At 65.8% G+C, this 20,574-nt stretch carries 21 protein-coding genes; 10 read left to right on the top strand and 11 right to left on the bottom strand.

The window, feature by feature from the left end; all coding sequences use genetic code 11:
- The first annotated feature begins 41 nt into the window (after positions 1-41).
- Positions 42-908 (top strand): MipA/OmpV family protein, encoded by an 867-nt coding sequence (locus YWC_RS0114135; RefSeq protein ID WP_027865967.1) that lies wholly within the window; start codon positions 42-44, stop codon positions 906-908.
- Between the two features lie 73 nt (positions 909-981).
- Here YWC_RS0114135 and YWC_RS32815 read toward each other — a convergent pair whose 3' ends face one another.
- The 7 genes from YWC_RS32815 to YWC_RS0114100 all read right to left on the bottom strand — a co-directional run bounded on the left by YWC_RS32815 (position 982) and on the right by YWC_RS0114100 (position 8,249).
- A complete protein-coding gene (locus tag YWC_RS32815) occupies positions 982-1,335 on the bottom strand; it encodes a hypothetical protein (RefSeq protein ID WP_051306457.1) in 354 nt (117 codons plus the stop codon).
- Between the two features lie 203 nt (positions 1,336-1,538).
- Positions 1,539-2,504 carry an ABC transporter permease gene (locus tag YWC_RS0114125; protein ID WP_027865966.1) on the bottom strand — a complete coding sequence of 322 codons (966 nt, stop codon included), beginning with the start codon at positions 2,502-2,504 and terminating at the stop codon, positions 1,539-1,541.
- Positions 2,505-2,507: 3 nt separating this feature from the next.
- Positions 2,508-3,593 carry an ABC transporter permease gene (locus YWC_RS0114120; protein WP_027865965.1) on the bottom strand — a complete coding sequence of 362 codons (1,086 nt, stop codon included), beginning with the start codon at positions 3,591-3,593 and terminating at the stop codon, positions 2,508-2,510.
- Between the two features lies 1 nt (position 3,594).
- Positions 3,595-5,124: an ABC transporter ATP-binding protein gene (locus tag YWC_RS0114115; RefSeq protein WP_027865964.1), complete on the bottom strand. Its 1,530-nt coding sequence runs from the start codon at positions 5,122-5,124 to the stop codon at positions 3,595-3,597.
- A gap of 96 nt (positions 5,125-5,220) precedes the next feature.
- Positions 5,221-6,231, bottom strand: a complete 1,011-nt coding sequence (locus YWC_RS0114110; protein ID WP_027865963.1) for a BMP family lipoprotein — start codon at positions 6,229-6,231, stop codon at positions 5,221-5,223.
- A 387-nt stretch (positions 6,232-6,618) separates the two neighbouring features.
- The gene (locus YWC_RS29390) at positions 6,619-7,584 is read right to left on the bottom strand and encodes an alpha/beta hydrolase (protein ID WP_084416429.1); all 966 of its coding nucleotides are present in this window, start codon (positions 7,582-7,584) and stop codon (positions 6,619-6,621) included.
- A gap of 131 nt (positions 7,585-7,715) precedes the next feature.
- Complete coding sequence (locus YWC_RS0114100; RefSeq protein ID WP_027865962.1) at positions 7,716-8,249, bottom strand: DUF2231 domain-containing protein; 534 nt, start codon at positions 8,247-8,249, stop codon at positions 7,716-7,718.
- Between the two features lie 138 nt (positions 8,250-8,387).
- Between YWC_RS0114100 and YWC_RS0114095 the strand changes: the two genes are divergently transcribed.
- From YWC_RS0114095 to pcp, 4 genes are all read left to right on the top strand, one after another.
- A complete protein-coding gene (locus YWC_RS0114095; protein ID WP_027865961.1) occupies positions 8,388-8,690 on the top strand; it encodes a YciI-like protein in 303 nt (100 codons plus the stop codon).
- A 67-nt stretch (positions 8,691-8,757) separates the two neighbouring features.
- Entirely contained in the window at positions 8,758-9,462 is a 705-nt protein-coding gene (locus YWC_RS0114090) for a DUF969 domain-containing protein (protein ID WP_027865960.1), read from the top strand.
- Positions 9,459-10,412, top strand: a complete 954-nt coding sequence (locus YWC_RS0114085; protein ID WP_027865959.1) for a DUF979 domain-containing protein — start codon at positions 9,459-9,461, stop codon at positions 10,410-10,412. Before YWC_RS0114090 ends, YWC_RS0114085 begins: the two co-directional genes overlap by 4 nt.
- The gene (gene pcp / locus YWC_RS0114080) at positions 10,412-11,056 is read left to right on the top strand and encodes a pyroglutamyl-peptidase I (RefSeq protein WP_036214406.1); all 645 of its coding nucleotides are present in this window, start codon (positions 10,412-10,414) and stop codon (positions 11,054-11,056) included. The genes YWC_RS0114085 and pcp overlap by 1 nt, the downstream gene beginning before the upstream one ends.
- A 46-nt stretch (positions 11,057-11,102) precedes the next feature.
- On the opposite strand, the gene YWC_RS0114075 is transcribed toward pcp, so the two are convergent.
- Complete coding sequence (locus YWC_RS0114075) at positions 11,103-11,477, bottom strand: hypothetical protein (RefSeq protein WP_229413101.1); 375 nt, start codon at positions 11,475-11,477, stop codon at positions 11,103-11,105.
- Between the two features lie 205 nt (positions 11,478-11,682).
- Between YWC_RS0114075 and YWC_RS0114070 the strand changes: the two genes are divergently transcribed.
- A complete protein-coding gene (locus YWC_RS0114070) occupies positions 11,683-11,892 on the top strand; it encodes a hypothetical protein (protein ID WP_027865956.1) in 210 nt (69 codons plus the stop codon).
- Here YWC_RS0114070 and YWC_RS0114065 read toward each other — a convergent pair.
- From YWC_RS0114065 to YWC_RS29385, 3 genes are read right to left on the bottom strand one after another with little or no spacing between them, the layout of a single operon-like run.
- Positions 11,879-12,790, bottom strand: a complete 912-nt coding sequence (locus YWC_RS0114065; protein ID WP_027865955.1) for a LysR family transcriptional regulator — start codon at positions 12,788-12,790, stop codon at positions 11,879-11,881. The two genes, YWC_RS0114070 and YWC_RS0114065, sit on opposite strands and share 14 nt — an antisense overlap.
- Positions 12,791-12,803: 13 nt before the next feature.
- On the bottom strand, positions 12,804-13,712 hold the full coding sequence (locus tag YWC_RS0114060) for a pseudouridine-5'-phosphate glycosidase (protein ID WP_027865954.1): 909 nt from the start codon (positions 13,710-13,712) through the stop codon (positions 12,804-12,806).
- 2 nt (positions 13,713-13,714) lie between these two features.
- Entirely contained in the window at positions 13,715-14,836 is a 1,122-nt protein-coding gene (locus YWC_RS29385; protein ID WP_051306456.1) for a carbohydrate kinase, read from the bottom strand.
- Positions 14,837-15,095: 259 nt separating this feature from the next.
- Here YWC_RS29385 and xapA point away from each other — a divergent pair, with 259 nt between their 5' ends.
- From xapA to YWC_RS0114035, 4 genes are read left to right on the top strand one after another with little or no spacing between them, the layout of a single operon-like run.
- Positions 15,096-15,938: a xanthosine phosphorylase gene (xapA, locus tag YWC_RS0114050; protein ID WP_027865953.1), complete on the top strand. Its 843-nt coding sequence runs from the start codon at positions 15,096-15,098 to the stop codon at positions 15,936-15,938.
- A gap of 23 nt (positions 15,939-15,961) precedes the next feature.
- Positions 15,962-17,155, top strand: a complete 1,194-nt coding sequence (locus YWC_RS0114045) for a phosphopentomutase (RefSeq protein WP_027865952.1) — start codon at positions 15,962-15,964, stop codon at positions 17,153-17,155.
- Positions 17,152-18,108 carry a deoxyribose-phosphate aldolase gene (deoC, locus tag YWC_RS0114040; protein ID WP_027865951.1) on the top strand — a complete coding sequence of 319 codons (957 nt, stop codon included), beginning with the start codon at positions 17,152-17,154 and terminating at the stop codon, positions 18,106-18,108. Before YWC_RS0114045 ends, deoC begins: the two co-directional genes overlap by 4 nt.
- 18 nt (positions 18,109-18,126) lie before the next feature.
- Positions 18,127-20,505, top strand: a complete 2,379-nt coding sequence (locus YWC_RS0114035) for an aldehyde dehydrogenase family protein (RefSeq protein ID WP_371846334.1) — start codon at positions 18,127-18,129, stop codon at positions 20,503-20,505.
- The last annotated feature ends 69 nt before the right edge of the window (positions 20,506-20,574 follow it).

Below are 20,574 nucleotides of genomic sequence, written 5' to 3'. Positions count from 1 at the left end.
CTTGGCATAGAATCCGTTCTCCCCGATCTTATCGAAAAGCCATGACCACTCTTATCAAGGCCGCCTGCGCCGCCTGCGCCGCCTGTTGCCTCCTCCCCCTGGCTGCCACCGCCCAGCCCGCGGACGAACGCAATCTCCCCTTGTGGGAAATCGGCCTCGGCGCCGCCGCCCTGTCCACGCCTTCCTATCCGGCCTCAAGCGGGCGCGAAACGCGCGTGCTGGTCGTGCCGAGCGTGATCTACCGTGGCGAGGTCCTGCGCGCCGACCGTTCCGGCATCAATGCGCGCCTGTTCAGCTCCGACCGGGCCGAACTCGACTTCGGCTTCGCCGGCGCCCTGCCGTCCGATTCGGACGACGTGGACGAACGCGCGGGCATGCCCGACCTCGGCCCGCTGGTCGAAGTCGGTCCGCGCCTGAAACTGCGCCTGGCCGACCTGGGTGGCAACCGGCGCCTGCGCCTCGAGCTGCCGCTGCGCGCCGTGATCGAGGCGCGCGGCGGGCTGCACGGCCGCGGCGCCACCTTCGAGCCGCGCCTGGCCTACGAGATGGCCGGTGAGCGCAGGGCCTGGACGTTTGAAGCCAATGTGTCGGCGGTGCTGGGCGACCGCCGGATCAACCGCCACTTCTACGAAGTCGCGCCGCAGTATGCAACGGCCACGCGGCCAGCGTATGCCGCCGACTCCGGCCTGCTTCTCACGCGCCTCGGCCTGTTCGGCTCGCGCTACGTCAACGAGGATGTACGCCTGTTCGGCTTCCTGCGTTTCGAGAGCTACAAGGGGACGGCGAACCGCGACAGTCCGCTGCATGTGAAGGACAGCGGCGTGTCGGGCGGGGTAGGAGTGTTGTGGACCTTCAAGCGTTCCGCGGCGCGGGCGCGCGGGGCGGAAACGGTTGATCCGAGCATGTAAGGAAGAATGCCGTGCGGGGCCGCACGGCATGGGTGAAACCCGGGCGGCAAGGCCGGCCCGGGCAATGCTGCAATTACTTGGAAGCGTCCTTGCCGTCCTTGTGCTTGGACTTCTTGTCGTGCTTGTCCTGCTTGGCGTCAGCCTTGTCGGTCTTGTCGGCGGTCGATGCCGACGCCGGAGTCGCCGGGGTGGCAGGCGTTGCCGGAGTGGCCGGCGAAGCGGCGGTGGCAGCGGTGGTGCCGGTGCCGCCGGCGGTGGCCGACGAGTCGGTGGTGGCCGAGGTTTCGGTTGCCGGGGTGGTCGGCATTGCCGGGGTGGCGGAGGTTGCCGGGGTTGCCGGAGTAGCCGGGGTTGCCGGGGTGGTGGTCTGGGCGTAGGCCGAGGCAGCGGACAGAGCGACGATCAGGGTAGCAATGGTCTTCTTCATTGGGTAAATCCTTTCTGGTTCGGTTCTGGCGTACGTTTATCGTGTCACCTAGGCATCTAACGGGCCGCCGCCGAGCCCTGTTGACGAGCCTTACAAAGCCTTACGGTAGTCACATTTGCTAACAAGCTGTGCAACAAGCGGTGACCCAGCGCAAAAAAAATGGCCTGCAGAAATGCAGGCCATTTTTGTTGCGTGCGAGCCGATCAGCGTGACTTGACGAAAGGCCTGCCCAGCGCTTTCGGGGCCACCGACTTGGCCATCAGGCCGGCCAGCACCACCACGGTCAGCACATACGGGATCATCTGGATCAGCGCGCCCGGGATACGGCCCACCACCGGCAGGTCCACGCCTTCGATCTGCACTTGCAGCGCGCCGAAGAAGCCGAACATCAGGCAGCCCAGCACCGTGTGCAGCGGGCGCCAGTTACCGAACACCATGGCGGTCAGCGCCAGGTAGCCCGCGCCGGCCGACATGTCGCGCAGGAAGAAACCGCTCTGGACGATCGACAGGTAGGCGCCCGAGAAGGAGCACAGCACGCCTGCGATCAGCATGGCGGTATAGCGGGTCTTCTGCACCGATACGCCGGCGGCGTCGGCCGCATGCGGGTTTTCGCCGCAGGCGCGCAGGCGCAGGCCGAAGCGGCTGTGGTAGAGCACCCAGTGCACCACCGGCAGCAGCAGGAAGGCCAGGTAGACCAGCACGGTATGGCCGCCGATCACGCTGCCGTACAGCCAGCCGATGAAGGGGATATCGGCCAGGGCCGCGGTGCCCGGCAGGACGATGTCGGTCAGGCGCGCTTCGCCCAGGTCCGGCGTGCGGCCGCCTTGCTGGAAGAAGTACTGGGCCACGACAAAGGTCAGGCCGGTCATGGCGATGTTGATCGCCATGCCGGCGACCAGCTGGTTGCCCTTCTGGGTGATCGATACGAAGGCCTGCACCATGGCCAGCATCACGGAGGCCACGATGCCGGCGGCGATGCCGATCCACGGATCCTGGTAGGTATAGGCGACGCCGGCCGAGACGAAGGCCGAGGCGAGGATCTTGCCCTCGAGGCCGAGGTCGATCACGCCGCTGCGCTCGGCGAACAGGCCGGCCATGGCCGCGAAAATCAGGACCGGCGCATTGCGGATCATCGTGACGACGATGCTGGCGAGTTGGAAGTCGTCCATGGCTTATTGACCTTTACGAGCATTGATCAGTTTGAGGACCGCCGGCGCGTACAGGTTCTCCATCGCGCCGCAGAACAGGATGATCAGTCCCTGGATGAAAATGAAAGTCTCCTGCGGGATGTTCGGCTTTTCCAGCGAGAGGTCGAAACCACCCTGGATCAGCGCGCCGAACAGGACCGACGACAGGAAAATGCCCACCGGGTGCTGGCGGCCCATCAGGGCGATCGCGATGCCGATGAAGCCGGCGCCGGCCGGGAAGTTCAGGCTCAGGTAGTGCGTCGAGCCCAGGATCGAGTTGACGGCCGCCAGGCCTGCCAGGGCGCCCGAGATCAGCATCGCGACGATGATCATGCGGCTGATGCGCACGCCCGCGTAGTGGGCGGCGTGCTGGTTCAGGCCCGTGGCCTGCAGCTTGTAGCCCCACGAGGAACGCGACATCACGATGCCGTACACCGCCAGCGCGATCAGCGCCAGGAAGAAGGAGATGTTCAGCGGGGTGTCGCCCAGGACCGGGAACCAGTCGACCAGGCGCGGCATCCACGAGGCTTCGCTGAAGACGCGGCTGGCCGGGTTCTGGTCGCCCTCGGGGATGAGGTACTTCACGATGATGAAGTTCATCAGGCTGGCGGCGATGAAGTTGAACATGATGGTCGTGACCACCACGTGGCTGCCGCGCTTGGCCTGGAGGTAGCCGGGCAGGAAGGCCCAGCCGGCGCCGAAGACGGCGCTGGCAAGCATTGCCAGCGGGATCAGCAGCCACGGCGACAGCGAGGCGTCGAAAGCGAGCATGGCCAGGGTGAGACCCAGGCCGCCCAGGTACATCTGGCCTTCGGCGCCGATGTTGAACAGGCCGGCCTTCATCGCCACCGAGACCGCCAGGCCGGTGAACACGAAGGTGGAGGCGTAGAACAGGGTATAGCTCAGGCCTTCCGGATTGATGACGGCGCTGTTGATCAGGATCTGCAGCGATTCGACCGGGCTTTCGCCCAGCAGGTGGATCACCAGTGCGGCCACCAGCAGCGCGGAGAGCAGGTTCAGGATGGGCAGGACGAAGCTAGATGCCCAGCGTGGGAGTTCAGTCGTTTTCATATCAGTGCTTGTGCATCCCGCCCATCAAGAGGCCAATGCGGGTGGTATCGAATTCGTCGATGTTCAGCTCACCAGTGACGCGGCCACTCGAGACGACCACGATGCGGTCGGCCAGCGCGCGCACTTCTTCCAGCTCGGTCGACACCAAGAGGATCGCCACGCCTTCGTCGCGCAGGCGCAGCAGCTGGGTGTGGATGCTTTCGATGGTGCCGATGTCGACGCCGCGGGTGGGCTGGCCGACCAGCATCAGCTTGGGTGCGGCCGACACTTCGCGTGCGATCACGACCTTCTGCTGGTTGCCGCCCGAGAGCAGGCCGATGCGCAGGTCCGGATTCTTGGGGCGCACGTCGAAAGCCTCCAGCAGGTGCGCGCAGCGCTTGGCGATGGCCTCGAAGTCGAACAGGCCCAGCTTGTTCTTGACGCGGTCCTGGTAGCCGAACACGGTGTTCTGCATGACCGAGAAATCCTTGATGACGCCGTCGCGCAGGCGGTCTTCCGGCACGTGGCCGATGCCCAGCTCGCGGAACGTAGCGGGCAGGCCGTCTGCGTTGGAGCGGCCGGCATAGGGCAGCTCCTTGCCGAGAAACTCGACTTTGCCGGAGCTCGGCAGGCGCATGCCCGACAGGATTTCCATCAGCTCGCTCTGGCCGTTGCCCGACACGCCGGCAATCGCCACGATCTCGCCGGCGCGCACCGTGAGGTCGATGTCGGACAGCAGCTTGACCTTGTTCTTGTCTTCCAGCTGCAGGCCGCTGACCTGCAACACCGGCGCGCCCGGCTGGAAAGGCTTGCGCGGCAGGTTGCCCTCGATCGGCCGGCCGACCATCATGCTGGCCAGCTGTTCTTTTGACGTGTCGCGGGTCGCGACGGCGCCGGCCACGCGGCCCGCGCGCATCACGGTCACCTGGTCGGTGATCTCCATGATCTCGCCCAGCTTGTGGGTGATCAGGATGATGGTCTTGCCCTGTTCCTTGAACAGCCGCAGGATCTTGAACAGCGAGGCGGTTTCCTGGGCGGTCAGGACGGCGGTCGGCTCGTCCAGGATCAGGATCTCGGCGCTGCGGTAGATCTGCTTGAGGATCTCGACGCGCTGCTGCGCGCCCACCGACAGGTCGTGGATGGTGGCCAGCGGGTCGACGTCGAGGCGGTACTTGGCGCAGATTTCGCGCAGCGCGCTTTCCGTCTCCTTGCGCTTGGCAGCCAGCTTGAATCCGCCCTCGGTGCCCAGCATGACGTTGTCGAGCACGGTCATGTTCTCGACCAGCATGAAGTGCTGGTGGACCATGCCGATGCCCAGGTCGATCGCCTCGAGGGACGAGCGGATCTGGCGCTCCTGGCCGTTGATCACGAGCTGGCCGCTGTCGGCATGGTAGTAGCCGTACAGGATGCTCATGAGGGTGGACTTGCCCGCGCCATTCTCGCCGATCACACCGTGGATCGAGCCTTTGGCGATCGAGAAGCTGACGTCAGCGTTCGCCTGCACGGCCCCGAAGGCCTTGCTAATGTTGCGAAATTCTACGGCTGGCTGCATTGCGATCAGTACTTATAAGAGTGGATGCTTCATTCATTCAAAAGCGCGCCGGGCCGGGATGACCGGCGCGGCGCGCTTCGGAATGGGATAGGTGAATCAGACCGGGCAGCTGCCGGCGGCGCGGTAGTCGATGACCTTGATCTTGCCGTTGATGATGTCGGTGCGCACGGCGTTCACGCGCTTTTCCATCTCCGGCGAGACAACCTTGCGGTTGTCCTTGTCCAGGACCCAGTCCACGCCGCCTTCCTTCAGGCCCTTGTAGGTGACGCCCGGTTTCCAGGTGCCGTTCTTCACGGCCATGAAGGAGTCGTAGACGGCGACGTCCACGCGCTTGACCATCGAGGTCAGCATGGTGCCCGGGTGCAGGTAGTTCTGGTTCGAGTCGACGCCAATCGCCAGCTTGCCCTTGGTCTTGGCCATCTGCAGGGCGCCCATGCCGCTGCCGCCGGCCACCGCGAACACCACGTCGGCGCCGCGGTCAAACTGTGCGCGCGCCAGTTCGCCGCCCTTGGCCGGATCGTTCCAGGCCGCGGCGGTGGTGCCGACCATGTTCTGCATGATCTCGACTTTCGGGAACTGCGCTTTCGCGCCCTGGGTGTAGCCGCAGGCGAAGGCGCGGATCAGCGGGATGTCCATGCCGCCGACGAAGCCCAGCTTCTTCGACTTGGAGGCCATGGCGGCGGCGACGCCGACCAGGTAGGAGCCTTCCTGTTCCTTGAACATCACCGAGTTGATGTTGTTACCCTGCGCGATGCTGTCGATCAGCACGAAGCGCACGTTCGGGAATTCCTTGGCGACCTTCTGGACCGCCTGGGTCTGCGAGAAGCCGATCGCCGCGATCAGGTCGACCTTCTTGCGCGCGAGGCCGCGCATCACCTGCTCGGCCTGGGTATCGCTGTTGGCCTGCACTTCGAAGACCTTGATGCCGGTTTCTTTCGTAAAGCGCTGCAGGCCTTCGAAGGCCGACTGGTTGAACGATTTGTCGAACTTGCCGCCCGCATCGTAGACCATGCCGAGCTTCGGTGCCGCGGGCGCTGCAGCCGCGATGCCTGCGCTGCCGGCGACGCACAGCGCCGCAATGGTCATGGTGAGTTGCTTGAGTTTCATGAATGAGGCTCCTGGGAATTTCGATATTGTACCCGGCCCAACAGTGAGACAGGAACGGGCTGCGCAAGCTGCATCGTCAATGGCGACGGGGAGCCGGACAATGCGAAGCGCATTGTGTCAGCCGCACGGCGCCCGTGTGGTGTCGATTTGTATCGCGGTAGTGTTTCTCTCGACAGTGCTTGATACCTGTAGCTCATCTACAACATCAATACGGCTACAAGGACAGGCCTGGAGCCGAAACCAGCCCGCAGCGCCACGCAATGAAGGGAAATCCAGGTGTACGCAGCTCAGCCTGTCAAATATGCATCAAGCGACATATTGATGACAAATACGATTTTACTTGGCAATTTATTCTAAGGAAATATAACTGCTGACAATTTTCAGCAATTATTTTGCTACGGCGCCCATCGTGTCGATGGCCAGCGCCGGCTTGGGGCCGACTTCCTTGCCGACTTCGATCTGGGGCTTTGCAGCCTCTGAAGCGTTCGGCTCGGCCGCCGGCAGCTGGGGAGGGGTGGCCGGCTTGGCGAACTGGCGCGTGAGGAAGCTGGCGATCAGGGCCTGGGTCGCTTCCAGGTAGGGGATGTTCATGTGGTCCGAGCCGGGCACGGTGTCGTCGCCCACCAGCGTGGCCAGCTTGCCCACCAGCTGGTCGGTGTGCGAGTGCGGCACCACGTCGTCGGCGGCGGCGCGCAGGATATAGGTCGGCGCCTTGAGCGAGGGCGCGTACTTGATCGACTCGAAGCGGTGGCGCAGCATGTACTCGATCGGCATCACGCGGAAGCGCCGCTTGGCGATGGCGAGGATGGAGTCGTAGGGCGTGATCAGGACCACCGAGTGCACCGGGCGTTCCTTCGCCACCTGCACCGCCACGCCCGAACCGAGGCTGCGGCCGACCAGGGCGATGCGCGCGGCGTCCACCTGGCCGAGTTCGGCGAGCCAGTCGAACAGGGTGCAGCCGTCGTCGATCATGTGGATCTCGGCCGGCACGCCATGCGACTGGCCGTAGCCGCGGTAGTTCATGGCCAGCACGGTCATGCCGGGGAACAGCTTGCCGGCGTCGCGCGCGACCCAGGACACTTCCTCGGAGCGGCCGCCGAAATACATCACCGCGGGACGTGGGCCCGGAACGAGGGGAGTGAGGAGCCAGCCGCACAGGCGGGTCCCGTCCTTGGCGCGCAGGACGACGGGGCGGGTGCGGTGCCCGCTGCTGCGCGGGCTTTCGCATTCAGGGGTGATGCAGGGATTGAACACCAGGCGACGCTGGTTGGCCGCGACCGCGGCGGTCAGGGTCAGCCACAAAAAGCTGGCAAACCCTGTGATCCCTGCCGCCATTTTCTTTGAAGTGTCCATGGTTCCAGTCTACGCCTGCCGCTGGAACTTGTTCTGTGCGGCACTTCGCTAAGTGGAACGCGATATGGATGCGTAGTGGAACAGTTGGCTTATTACAACAACAAGCTGGGAGGGCCCTGAGGGCCCACGCGTCATTCCGGTGCGTGCAGCGAGGAGGGGCCGGCGGCGACGTATTGCTCGACGTCGGGCGCGCGATGGTCGATGCGCACGTCCTGCCCGTCGGCGTGCACGCCGGCTTCGGCATGCTCGCCAGATTCGCTGTCGCCGCCCATGCGCCTGCCCAGGTATTCCGAGGCCAGCACGCCGGCGGCCGACAGGGCCGTCAGGGCCAGCGAGCCGCCGCGGGCATGGCTGCCCTGGCGGCGCAGCACCAGGTTGGCCGCGCCCACCAGCAGGGCCGCGCCGGTGAGGGCCGCATGCAGCTGGCCTTCGCGCTTGGCTTCGCCCTCGGGCTTGTCGGCCACGTAATCCGCCACACCGGCGGCGCCGGCCGCCAGGCCGCCCACGATGCCGGCCCCCATGCTCAGGTAGGAGGCCTTGGCGTAGTCTTCGTCGCCGGTGGCGCTGTGCATGGCGTCGAGGATGAAACCGAAGGGAATGAGGATGCTTGGGGCCGCGCCCAGGATCGAGTGCAGAGGTTGGCCGGCAATGGTGATCTTGTTCATGGCGTGCTCCTGGCGTTGGTTACTGTCCCGTCAAGTGTGGCATAGGGTGGGGGAGGAGCACGCACGGTTGGGAATGGCCGGATGTTCTAGTAAGATCAATCATTCCGGCCCATGCGCCGCCCTATCATCGGAGACACCGTGCATTACCTGCTCATGTATGACCTCGCCCCCGACTATCTCGAGCGCCGCGCCGAATTCCGCGACGAACACCTGAAGCTGGCCTGGGAGGCGCAGCGGCGTGGCGAGCTGGTGCTTGCCGGCGCGCTGGACAATCCCGCCGACCGCGCGGTGTTGATGTTCAGCTGCGACAGCCCGCAAACGGCCCAGATGTTCGCCGCCAGGGACCCCTACGTCACCCACGGCCTGGTGCGTGCCTTCCACGTGCGCCAGTGGAACACCGTGATCGGCGACGACGCCTTTACCCCTGTCCACCCTGGTTAAAATTCCTGCTGGCAAATCTGCACTGAACAGGTAACATTGCCCGGCTTTCAACTGAGCCGGAGAGTTCATGCATACTGCCGTCAACCTGTGGCCGCTGCTCGGCGTCGCGGTCATCGTCGCCGGGTTCCTGCTGCGCGCGCATCCCGTGCTGGTGGTGGTGGCCGCCTGCGGCGTCACCGGGCTGGCTGCCGCGATGCCGGTGGAAAGCATCCTCGCTTCGCTCGGCACGGCCTTCGTCAAGACCCGCAACCTGCCGCTGATCCTGCTGCTGCCGCTGGCCGCCATCGGCCTGCTGGAGCGCGCCGGCCTGCGCGAGCGCGCCCAGGCCGCGATCGCGCAGGTAGCGTCGGCCACAGCGGGGCGCCTCCTGATCGTCTACCTGTTCGCGCGCGAAACCTCGGCCGCCGCCGGCTTGACCAGCCTGGGCGGCCAGGCCTCGATGGTGCGCCCGCTGGTGGCGCCGATGGCCGAAGCCGCCGCCGAAACGAAGTACGGCAACCTGCCTGAAGCGCTGCGCCACCGCATCCGCGCCATGTCCGCCGCCACCGACAACGTCGGCCTGTTCTTCGGCGAAGACATCTTCGTCGCCTTCGGCGCCATCGTCCTGATGCAGACCATCCTGAACGCCGAGGGCATCGCGGTCGATCCGCTGCACATGGCGCTGTGGGGCATCCCGACCGCCATCACCGCCTTCATCATCCACGCCTGGAATTTGCGCCGGCTCGATGCGCACATTCGCCGCACGATGGGCGAGGCAGGGGTGAAGGCATGATCACGCTCGAGCTGTTCTACCTGCTGGTTGGCCTGCTGTTCGTGGCGGTGGCCGTGATGAACCTGCGTGACCGGACCAACCCGCGCCGCCATACGACCGCGCTGTTCTGGGGGCTGTATGCCTTGCTCTACCTGGCAGGCGAACGGCTGCCCCCCAGCTTTGTCGGTGCACTCATGATCCTGATGGCGCTGGTGGCCGGCTTCAAGGGCGTCACCGCGGGCAAGGCGGCCGTGCTGCCGGAAGAAGAGCGCCGCGCCTCCAGCTCTCGCCTCGGTAACCGGCTGTTCATTCCGGCACTGATCCTGCCGCTGGTGACCATGCTCGGCGCGACAGTGTTCTCAAGCGTGCAGCTCGGCGGCGTACCGCTGCTCGACCCGAAGCACCTGACCCTGGTGAGCCTCGGTGTCGCTGCATTGGTGGCGCTGGGCGCGGCCTGCTGGCTGACGCGCTCGACCCCGCTGCAGGGCGTGCGCGAGGCGCGCCGCCTGGTTGATGCGATGAGCTGGGCCGTTGTGCTGCCGCACATGCTGGCCGTGCTCGGCCTGTTGTTCACCGAGGCCGGCGTGGGCAAGGCGGTGGCGCACGTGACGACTTCGTACATCGACATGGATTCGCGCTTCGTTGCGGTGGCGGTGTTCTGCATCGGCATGGCCCTGTTCACGATCGTGATGGGCAATGGCTTCGCCGCCTTCCCGGTGATGGCGGGCGGCGTCGGCATCCCGGTGCTGGTCGGCGTGTACGGCGCCAACCCGGCCGTGATGGCGGCAATCGGCATGTTCAGCGCGTATTGCGGTACATTGATGACGCCGATGGCGGCGAACTTCAACATCGTGCCGGCCGCGCTGCTCGACCTGCCCGACAAGAACGCCGTCATCCGGGCCCAGATTCCAACGGCGCTGCCGCTGCTGGTGGCGAACATCTTCCTCTTGTACTTCCTGATGAACCGATGATCAAGACCGTACTGCTTACCGGCTTCGAGCCGTTCAACAAGGCGAACGTCAACCCGGCCTGGGAGGCCGTGCGTGCACTGGATGGGTGGAGCGGCGCGGGCTTTCGCGTCGAAGTGCGCCAGCTGCCCTGCGTGTTCGGCGCTGCCAGGGAGGCCCTGGCCGCGCTGATGGAGGAGCTGCATCCGGACATCGTGATCGCCGTCGGCCAGGCCGGCGGGCGCGCGGAGATTTCGGTGGAACGGGTGGCGATCAACGTCGACGACGCCTCCATCCTCGACAACGCCGGCCGCCAGCCGGTGGACCGCCCCATCGTCGAGGACGGGCCGGCAGCTTACTTCAGCACGCTGCCGATCAAGGCGATGGTGGCGGCGATGCGCGACAAGGGCTTGACGGCGGGCGTGTCGCAGACCGCGGGCACCTTCGTGTGCAACCACGTGTTCTACGGGCTGATGCACCACACGGCCGGCAAGCCGACCCGGGCGGGGTTCATCCACGTGCCCTTCCTGCCCGAACAGGCGGAACAACGGCCGGACGATCCGCCGTCGATGGCCCTGGACGACATCATCCTGGGCATCATGACAGCGGTCGAAACGGCCGTGCATGTGGAACGCGACGTGGCGCAGGCCGGCGGGGCGACTCACTGAGTCGCCCTCCGGGCTGCGCCACGCGCTCCGTCAGGCTACTAGGCGATTAACGCTTTTCCTGCAGCTTCTCGCCCGCACGCTCCAGGGCGGCGCCGGTCTTGTCGCCCACCTTGTCCGAGGCTTCGCGCACTTCGGCAGCGGCTTCCTTGGTTTCTTGCTTGACTTCGGCGCCAGCCTGTTCAATGTTCTCGCCAGCGCGTTCGGCGGCGGCGTCCACGCGTGCTGCTGCGTTTTCGGTCGCGTTCTCGACCTTCTGTGCGGCTTCGCGGGTTTCCTGTGCGGCGTTGGCGGCAGCGTTGTCGACGGCTGCGCCGGCTTCCTGCGCCGGGCCCATGTTCGGGTTGTCGTCGGTTTTCTTGCAGCCGGTGGCCATCACGGCGACGGCCAGCATCAGGGCGGTAATGGTAGCGGTGGTTTTCATGGTGTGCTCCTTGTGAAGAGGTTTAAGTTATTCATCTTTTGACAAGAGTTTGCACCAGAGACTTGCTGAGAACGGTGCGCGAAGTAACGCAGAATAAAGAAAAACTTGCTTCTCAAACAAAATTTATGAAAACCGCTGTTGTAATAAGTTTTGTTGAAAGGCGATTGCCTTGGAGTGCGAGCTAGGGGGATGTTAGGATCAGTCAATGGACCGACGAACTGATTACAAGACCGCACTGCTCATCGATTCCGCCATCCACGAGGCGGCCAGCGAAGGGCGTCCGCGTGCCGCCACCGAACTCGCCAAGCTCGGCGTACCGATGGAAATCACGATGCGCGTGCTGACCCGGCCCACCGACCGCCGTCACCAGATCGCCTCGCTCAGCACGGTGGCGGTCGAGCTCAAGCGCCAGTAGGCTGTTCCGGGAACAGGATGTTCAGGAAGGCGCGCACCACCGGCGCATCGCCTTCCACCGGGTAGGCAATGTAGAGGTTCGCCGAGGGCGGATTGCTCTTGATCGGCAGGAAGCGCACGCCCGGCCAGCCGATGCGGCTGGTGGTCTGGGGCAGCAGCGCCACGCCCAGGCCCGCGCCCACCATGGCCAGCAGGGTCTGCGGCTCGGCCGCTTCCTGGAAGATGGTCGGCTGGAAGCCGGCATTGACGCAGCACTGGATCAGGTAGCGCGGTTCGGCCGACTGGTCCAGGTGCAGGGTCAGCATGGGTTCGTGGGCGATGTCGATCAGTTCGATCGCCTCGTTCTGCGCCAGCGGGTGCTTCGCGTTGATCGCCACGCACACGTTCTCTTGAAAACACAGATCCTGGCGCAGGTTGGCCTGCTTCAGCACGTCCCCCTCGATGCGCGGCTCGCGCCAGAAGCCGACGTCGATCTGCCTGGCGCGCAGCGCTTCCCACTGGTCATTCGGGCCCAGTTCGTGGATGGTCCAGGTCACGCGCGGGTACTGGCTCTGGAACTGCTCCAGCAGGGACGGAATCGGCCCCCACATCGCCGAGCCGACGATGCCCACGCGCAGGCGGCCCACTTCGCCGCGGTCGATCTGGCGAATGGTGTCGATCGTCATGCGCATCTTGGCCAGCAGCTCGGCCGCTTCCACCATCAGCGCCTTGCCGGCCACCGTCAGCTCGAAGCTGCGCGTGGTGCGCGTGAACAGGCGCACCCCGAGTTCGCTCTCCAACTTCATGATCTGCTGGCTCAGCGGCGGCTGCGAGATGTGCAGGCGTTCGGCCGCGCGCGAAAAGCTTTTCTCTTCGGCCACGGCCAGGAAGTAGCGCAGCTGTTTCAGGTCGATCGACATGGCGCGTCGTGGGTCAGGCGTTCAAGGCCACGGCCAGGCGTGCGCCGACCAGGGCGTTGTGCTTGACCAGGGCGATGTTGGTCGCCAGGCTGCGGCCTTCGGTCAGCTCCTTGATGCGGGCCAGCAGGAAAGGCGTGACGGCCTTGCCCTTGACGCCTTGCGCCTCCGCTTCGCCCAGCGCCTGCCGGATGATGGCGTCGATTTCCTCGACCGGCATCGCCGATTCGGCGGGGACCGGATTGCTGACCACCACGCCGCCCGCGAGGCCGAGCTGCCACTTGGTGCGGATGAAGGCTGCCTGTTCTTCCGGCGTGTCGAGCTGGAAGTCGGCCTTGAAGCCGCTCTCGCGCGTGAAGAAGGCCGGGAAGCCCGGCTGGCCGACGCTCAGCACCGGCACGCCGTGGGTTTCCAGGTATTCCAGGGTCAGGCCGATGTCGAGGATCGATTTCACGCCGGCGCAGACCACGGCCACGCTGGTGTGGGCCAGTTCCTGCAGGTCGGCCGAGATGTCGAAGCTGGTCTCGGCGCCGCGGTGCACACCGCCGATGCCGCCGGTGACGAACACCTCGATGCCGGCCAGCTGGGCGCAGATCATGGTGGCGGCAACGGTGGTGGCGCCGAGTTTGCCGGTAGAGAGCACATAGGGCAGGTCGCGGCGGCTGACTTTCAGCGCGTCGGGCGAGGCGCCCAGCAGCTCCAGCTGCTCGTCATTCAGGCCGACGCAAATCTTGCCGCCGATGATGGCGATGGTGGCCGGCACCGCGCCGGCGTCGCGGATGATCTGCTCGACTTCGCGTGCGGTCTGCACGTTCTGCGGGTAGGGCATGCCGTGCGAGATGATGGTCGATTCGAGCGCGACGACGGGTTTGCCGGCGGCGCGCGCGCTTGCCACTTCGGGCGAGAACAGGAGGAAGGATTGCATGCTCAGTCCAATACGGATTCGTTGAGGGGGACACCCGCAGGGGTGTCCAGGTGGCCTGGTTCGAGGGCGGGGCAGACGGTCTGCTCGCATTCGATGGTCATGGCGGAGAGTTGCAGGCCGCGGCGGCAGGCCAGGCCGAGGTCGGCTTCGCCGCTGTGCAGCGACCAGCAGACGGCGGCGGCGAAGGCGTCGCCCGCGCCGGTGACGTCGACGACCTCGACCGCCGGAGCGTCGAGGCGCATCACGCCGCCGTCCGACGTATACATGACGCCGCGTGCGCCGCGCGTGACCACCACGTCCTGCACGCCCTGGCTTTGCAGCTCGCGGCAGGCGGCGCCGATGGCGGCGTCGCCGTCGAGCGCGCGGCCAACACGCGTCGCCAGCTCGCCTTCGTTCAGGATCAGGAGGCGCAGGCCGCGCAGCTGCTCCGGCAGGCGCGCCATCTTCGGTTCCGACACCGCCACCAGCACCAGCGACACGCCGTCGCGCGCCGCACCGTCGAGCAGGGCGGCAATCGTGTCGTGGGGGAGATTAAGGTCGGCCACCAGCAATGCGGCGCTGGCGCACTGCTGCTGGCGGGTGGCGAGGAACTCCGGGCTCAGGCGCTCGTTGAGGGCCATGTCGGCCAGCGCCACCACCATCTCGCCATCCTGGCCCAGCACCGCGGTGTAGGTGCCGCTGCTGGCGCCGTCGAGGCGCAGGGCGCCGCGGGTGTCGATGCCGGCATCCTCGGCGTGGGCGAGCAGGGCGCGCCCGGACGCATCGTTGCCGACCGCCGTGATCAGGGCGACCGGCGCGCCCAGGCGCGCCAGGTTCTCGGCGATGTTGCGGGCGACGCCGCCGAAGGATTCGTCCTGGCTGGCCGGATTCGAGGTGCCTAGCACCAGCTTGCCGTTGCTGCGCAGCTTGCGGTCGAGGTTGGAAGCGCCGATGCACAGGATCGGGCGCTGGTCCGGCAGCACGTAGGCACGCCCCAGGATGCGGCGCTCGCGCACCAGGGTGGCGATGTAGTTGGCCACGGCCGAGCGCGACAGCCCGAGCTGGGTCGCCAGGTCCTGCTGCGAAATGAAGGGATTCGCGCGGATCAGCTCGTACAACTGTTCTTTCTTGGGCAGCTCGGTCACGGTAGTGTGTCGGTAGGAATAAACAAATGTTTGACTATAATAGACAAATGTTTGATTGGCGTCAAAGGAAATCGTTTTCTATGTCTATACGTCAACAATACACCCAAACATTTATTTTTTAAACCAATAAATCGGCAAGAAAAATGGTATTTGCCATACATATCGCCCCTCATGCATAGTTATAATATTCCGGCTGGTATGTAGCAAACCCTGTTCCAGCCCCTCCTCACGTCTCCCGAATCCGCACACAAGGACTATCATGTTCAGCAATACCCCATTTGAAGCAGCAGAAGTCATCAAGGCCCGCAAACCCGGTTTCGCACCGCGCGCCGCATTGATCCTGGGTTCGGGACTGGGCGTGCTGGCAGAGCAGATGACGGACGCGGTGTCGATCAGCTATGCCGACCTGCCGGGCTTCCCGATCAGCACCGTGCACGGCCACGCCGGCGAACTGGTGCTGGGCACCCTGGCCGGCGTGCCGGTCGTGTGCATGAAGGGCCGCGGCCACTTCTACGAAGGCTACGGCGCGGCCGTGATGACCTCCGCCGTGCGCACCTTCAAGCTGATCGGCTGCGAGATGCTCCTGGTGACGAATGCCGCCGGTTCGCTGCGTCCCGAGGTCGATGCGGGCAGTGTCGTGGTCCTGAACGACCACATCAACCTGCTGCCGGGCAGCCCGATGGCCGGCCCGAACGACGAGCGTTTCGGCCCGCGCTTCTTCAGCATGGCCAATGCCTACGACGCCGACCTGCGCGCCATGATCAAGGAAACCGCGGCCGCCAAGGGCATCACCCTGCACGAAGGCGTGTACCTGGCCTGCCCGGGCCCGAACTTCGAGACCGCCGCCGAAATCCGCGCGTTCAAGACCATGGGCGCCGACGTGGTCGGCATGTCGGTGGTGCCGGAAGTGATCTCGGCGCGCCACTGCGGCCTGAAGGTCGCCGGCATCTCGGCGATCACCAACCTGGCCGAGGGATTGACCCCGTTCCCGCTGTCGCACGAGCAGACCCTGAAGTACGCCGCGATCGCGGCCAAGGACCTGGTCACCCTGATCCATTCCTTCATCGAGCGCCTGGGCGCGACCCCGCGCGCGGAAGCCTAATTTTTCGAAAGAGCGAGCGATCCATGTCACGCGCATTCATCCTCCTGCTTGACTCGTTCGGCCTGGGCGCCTTGCCCGACGCCGACAAGTACGGCGACGCAGGCGCCAACACCTTCGGCCACATCGCCCAGTGGGCGGCCAATGAGGGCAAGCCGATGGCGCTGCCTCATCTGGAACGTCTCGGCCTGGCGGCGGCCGCGCACAAGGCCAGCGGCGAATGGGCCACGGGCTTCAGCCGGCGCGAAGGCTTTACCGGTGCCTGGGGCGTCGCGCGCGAGCAGTCGACCGGCAAGGACACGCAGAGCGGCCACTGGGAGATCGCCGGCGTGCCGGTGCTGTTCGACTGGGGCTACTTCCCGAAGACGGTGCCGTCCTTCCCGAAGGAGCTGACCGACAAGCTCTTGGCACTGACGGGCGTGCCGGGCTGGCTGGGCAACTGCCACGCCTCGGGCACCACCATCATCGACGAACTGGGCGACGAGCACGTCGCCAGCGGCAAGCCGATCCTGTACACCTCGGCCGACTCGGTGCTGCAGATCGCCGCGCACGAAGAGCACTTCGGCCTCGAGCGCCTGTACGAGGTCTGCGAGGTCGCGTATGAGCTGGTCAAGCCCTACAACATCGGCCGCGTGATCGCGCGTCCTTTCCTGGGCGAGAACGGCAAGTACAAGCGCACCAGCAACCGCCACGACTACGCCGTGCCGCCGACCGCGCCGACCCTGCTCGATCACGTGAAGAACGAGGGCGGCGAAGTCATCGCACTGGGCAAGATCAGCGACATCTTCGCAGCCCAGGGCGTGACCCAGCTGATCAAGGGCGCCGACAACATGGCCCTGTTCGACCGCCTGGTCGAGGTGGCGGACACCGCGCCGTCCAAGTCGCTTACTTTTGTCAACTTCGTCGACTTCGACATGCACTTCGGCCACCGCCGCGACGTCGCCGGCTATGCGAACGCGCTGCACGAGCTGGACGCGCGCCTGCCGGAATTCATGGCCAAGCTGAAGGACGGCGACCTGGTCGTCATCACCGCCGACCATGGCTGCGACCCGACCGCGCCGGGCTCGGACCACACCCGCGAGCACATCCCGATGATCTTCTTCGGCCCGAACGTCGCCCCGCAGGAACTGCCAACCGCGAACACTTTCTCGGATATCGGCGCAACGCTCGCCAAGCACCTTGGCGTCAAACCACTTTCGAACGGAACCGCACTGCTATGACCCAGCCCCTGGATTTCAAACGTAACACCGCCGTCGGCCTGGACCTCGGGCTGGTCAAGCACGTCAAGGTGAACCGCAACGCTGCCGACCGCCGCGCCGCCAGCCTGGCGAACCGCCGCACCGTCAAGAAGGAATACCAGGCTGCCTGGCTGGTGCGCGCCATCGAGTGCATGGACCTGACCACCCTGGGCGGCGACGACACCCCGGGCCGCGTCGAGCGCCTGTGCATGAAGGCGATGCGCCCGCTGCGCGCCGACCTGATGCAGGCCCTGGGCCTGGAAAGTCTGACCACCGGCGCTGTCTGCGTGTACCACGAGATGATTCAACCGGCAGTGAAAGTGCTGCAGGGCCGCCTGCCGATCGCCGCCGTGTCGACCGCTTTCCCGGCCGGCCTGTCGAGCCTGGAAACCAAGCTGCGCGAGATCGAACTCTCCGTGGCCGCCGGCGCGACCGAGATCGACATCGTCATCACCCGCCAGCACGTCCTGACCGGTAACTGGCAAGCCCTGTACGACGAGATGGTGGCGTACCGCCAGGCTTGCGGCGAAGCGCACGTGAAGGCGATCCTCGCCACCGGCGACATCGTCACCCTGGACAACGTGGCCAAGGCCTCGATGGTCTGCATGATGGCCGGCGCCGACTTCATCAAGACCTCGACCGGCAAGGAAGGCGTCAACGCCACCATTCCGGTGTCGCTGGTGATGACCCGCGCGATTCGCGATTACTACGAGCAGACCGGCTTCCAGGTCGGCTACAAGCCGGCCGGCGGCGTCTCCACCGCCAAGGCCGCGCTGCAGTACCTGACCGTCATGAAGGAAGAACTCGGCAACGACTGGCTGCAGCCGCACCTGTTCCGCATCGGCGCTTCTAGCCTGATGACCGACATCGAACGCCAGCTCGAACACTACGTGACCGGCAACTACTCGGCCGCCCATCGCCACGCGCAACCATAAAACAGCATCGGATTCGTCATGCCAACTATTAAAGAGATTCTTCAGACTATGGATTACGGCCCCGCACCAGAAAGCACCAAGGAAGCGAATGCGTGGCTGGACCAGCATGGACGCCGTTTTGGCCTGTTCATCGATGGCGCGTGGACCGAAGCTGCCAGCACCTTCGCCACCAGTAACCCGGCCGATGCCAGCGAACTGGCGCAGGTAACCCAGGCCACCGCGGACGACGTGGAACGCGCCGTGCAGGCCGCGCGCCGCGCCCAGCCGGGCTGGGCGGCCCTGGGCGGTCATGGCCGCGCGCGCGTCATGTACGCGCTGGCGCGCCTGCTGCAGAAGCACTCGCGCCTGTTCGCGGTGCTCGAGACCCTGGATAATGGCAAGACCATCCGCGAAACCCGCGATGCCGACCTGCCGCTGGCCGCGCGCCACTTCTACCACCACGCCGGCTGGGCCCAGCTGCAGTCGGAAGAATTCGCCGACTACCGCGCCGTGGGCGTGGTCGGCCAGATCGTGCCGTGGAACTTCCCGCTGCTGATGCTGGCATGGAAGATCGCCCCGGCCCTGGCCGCCGGTAACACCATCGTGTTCAAGCCGGCCGAGTTCACGCCGCTGACCGCCTTGCTGTTCGCCGAGATCTGCCAGCAGGCCGGCGTCCCGGCCGGCGTGGTCAACATCGTCACCGGCGACGGCGCCGTGGGCGAAGCCATCGTCAATCACCCTGGCATCGACAAGCTGGCCTTCACCGGCTCGACCGAAGTCGGTCGCATCATCCGCAAGGCCACCGCCGGCACCGGCAAGAAACTGTCGCTGGAACTGGGCGGCAAGTCGCCCTTCATCGTGTTCGACGACGCCGACCTCGACGCGGCCGTCGAAGGCCTGGTCGATTCGATCTGGTTCAACCAGGGCCAGGTCTGCTGCGCCGGTTCGCGCCTCTTGGTGCAGGAATCGGTGTACGACCGCTTCATCGCGAAAGTAAAAGCGCGCATGCAGAACCTGCGCGTGGGCTCGCCGCTGGACAAGTCGAACGACATCGGCGCGCTGGTCGATCCGATCCAGCAGCAGCGCATCCACGGCCTGGTGGAATCGGCCCGTGCGGAAGGTTGCGAAATCTGGCAGCCGAGCTGCGAAGCGCCGACCGCGGGTTCGTGGTACCTGCCGACCCTGATCACCGGCGCCTCGACCTCGGCCGCCGTGGCGCAAGCCGAAATCTTCGGCCCGGTGCTGGTGGCGATGAGCTTCCGCACCCCGTCGGAAGCGGTGCAGCTGGCGAACAACACCGTCTACGGCCTGGCCGCCTGCGTGTGGTCGGAATCGATCTCGCTGGCGCTGGACGTGGCGCCGCAGATCAAGGCCGGCGTGGTGTGGATCAACACCGCCAACCAGTTCGACGCAGCCTGCGGCTTCGGCGGCTACAAGGAGTCGGGCTTCGGCCGCGAAGGCGGCAAAGAGGGCATGTACGAGTACCTGACGCCTCTAGCGGAAGACGCACGCCCGGCTGCGCCGGTCGTCGCTGAAAAAGGTCGCGTCAAGCCGTCGGACGAGGGCAGCCCCTTCGCTGTCGACCGCACCGCCAAGCTCTACATCGGCGGCAAGCAGGCACGCCCGGACGGCGCCTACAGCCGCGCCATCAACGGGGCCAACGGCGCCTTCCTGGCCGACGTCGGCGAAGGCAACCGCAAGGACATCCGCAACGCCGTGGAAGCGGCGCACAAGGCGTCCGGCTGGTCCAAGGCCACCGCGCACAACCGCGCCCAGGTGCTGTACTACATCGCCGAGAACCTGGCGATCCGCGCCGACGAATTCGCCCAGCGCATCGCCGCGCAGACCAGCGCCAAGGATGCGGCGCGCGAGGTGCAGGCCTCGATCGAGCGCCTGTTCTACTGGGCCGCATGGTGCGACAAGTACGACGGCCAGGCCCACCAGCCGCCGATGCACGGCATTACCGTGGCGCTGAACGAACCGGTCGGCGTGATCGGCATCATCTGCCCGAACGAGAATCCGCTGCTGGGCTTCATCTCGCTGGTCGCTCCGGCGCTGGCGCTGGGCAACCGCGTGGTGGCGGTGCCGTCGGAAACGGCGCCGCTGTCGGCGACCGACCTGTACCAGGTGCTGGACACCTCGGACCTGCCGGGCGGCGCGCTGAACATCGTCACGGGTTCGGCCTCGGAGCTGGCGCGTACGCTGGCTTCGCACTCGGACGTCGATGCCGTGTGGCGCCATGACGGTTCGGCGGAAGGTTGCGCGGAAGTCGAGCGCTTATCAAGCGAGTCGCTCAAGCGCACCTGGGTCGGCGGCGCCAAGGGCCGTGACTGGTTCGATGCGAAGCAGGCCTGCGGCCGCACGGTGCTGCAGCATGCCAGCCAGGTCAAGAACGTTTGGATTCCGTACGGCGTTTAATACCAACACCCTAAAAACCGTCATTCCCGCGAAGGCGGGAATCCAAGTTTGCTAGCGTTATGCGAACGA

Source organism: Massilia alkalitolerans DSM 17462, assembly GCF_000427785.1.
GTDB lineage: Bacteria > Pseudomonadota > Gammaproteobacteria > Burkholderiales > Burkholderiaceae_D > Telluria > Telluria alkalitolerans.
Note: the sequence above shows the minus strand (reverse complement) of the source record. Positions and strands in the feature narration are given on the sequence as shown.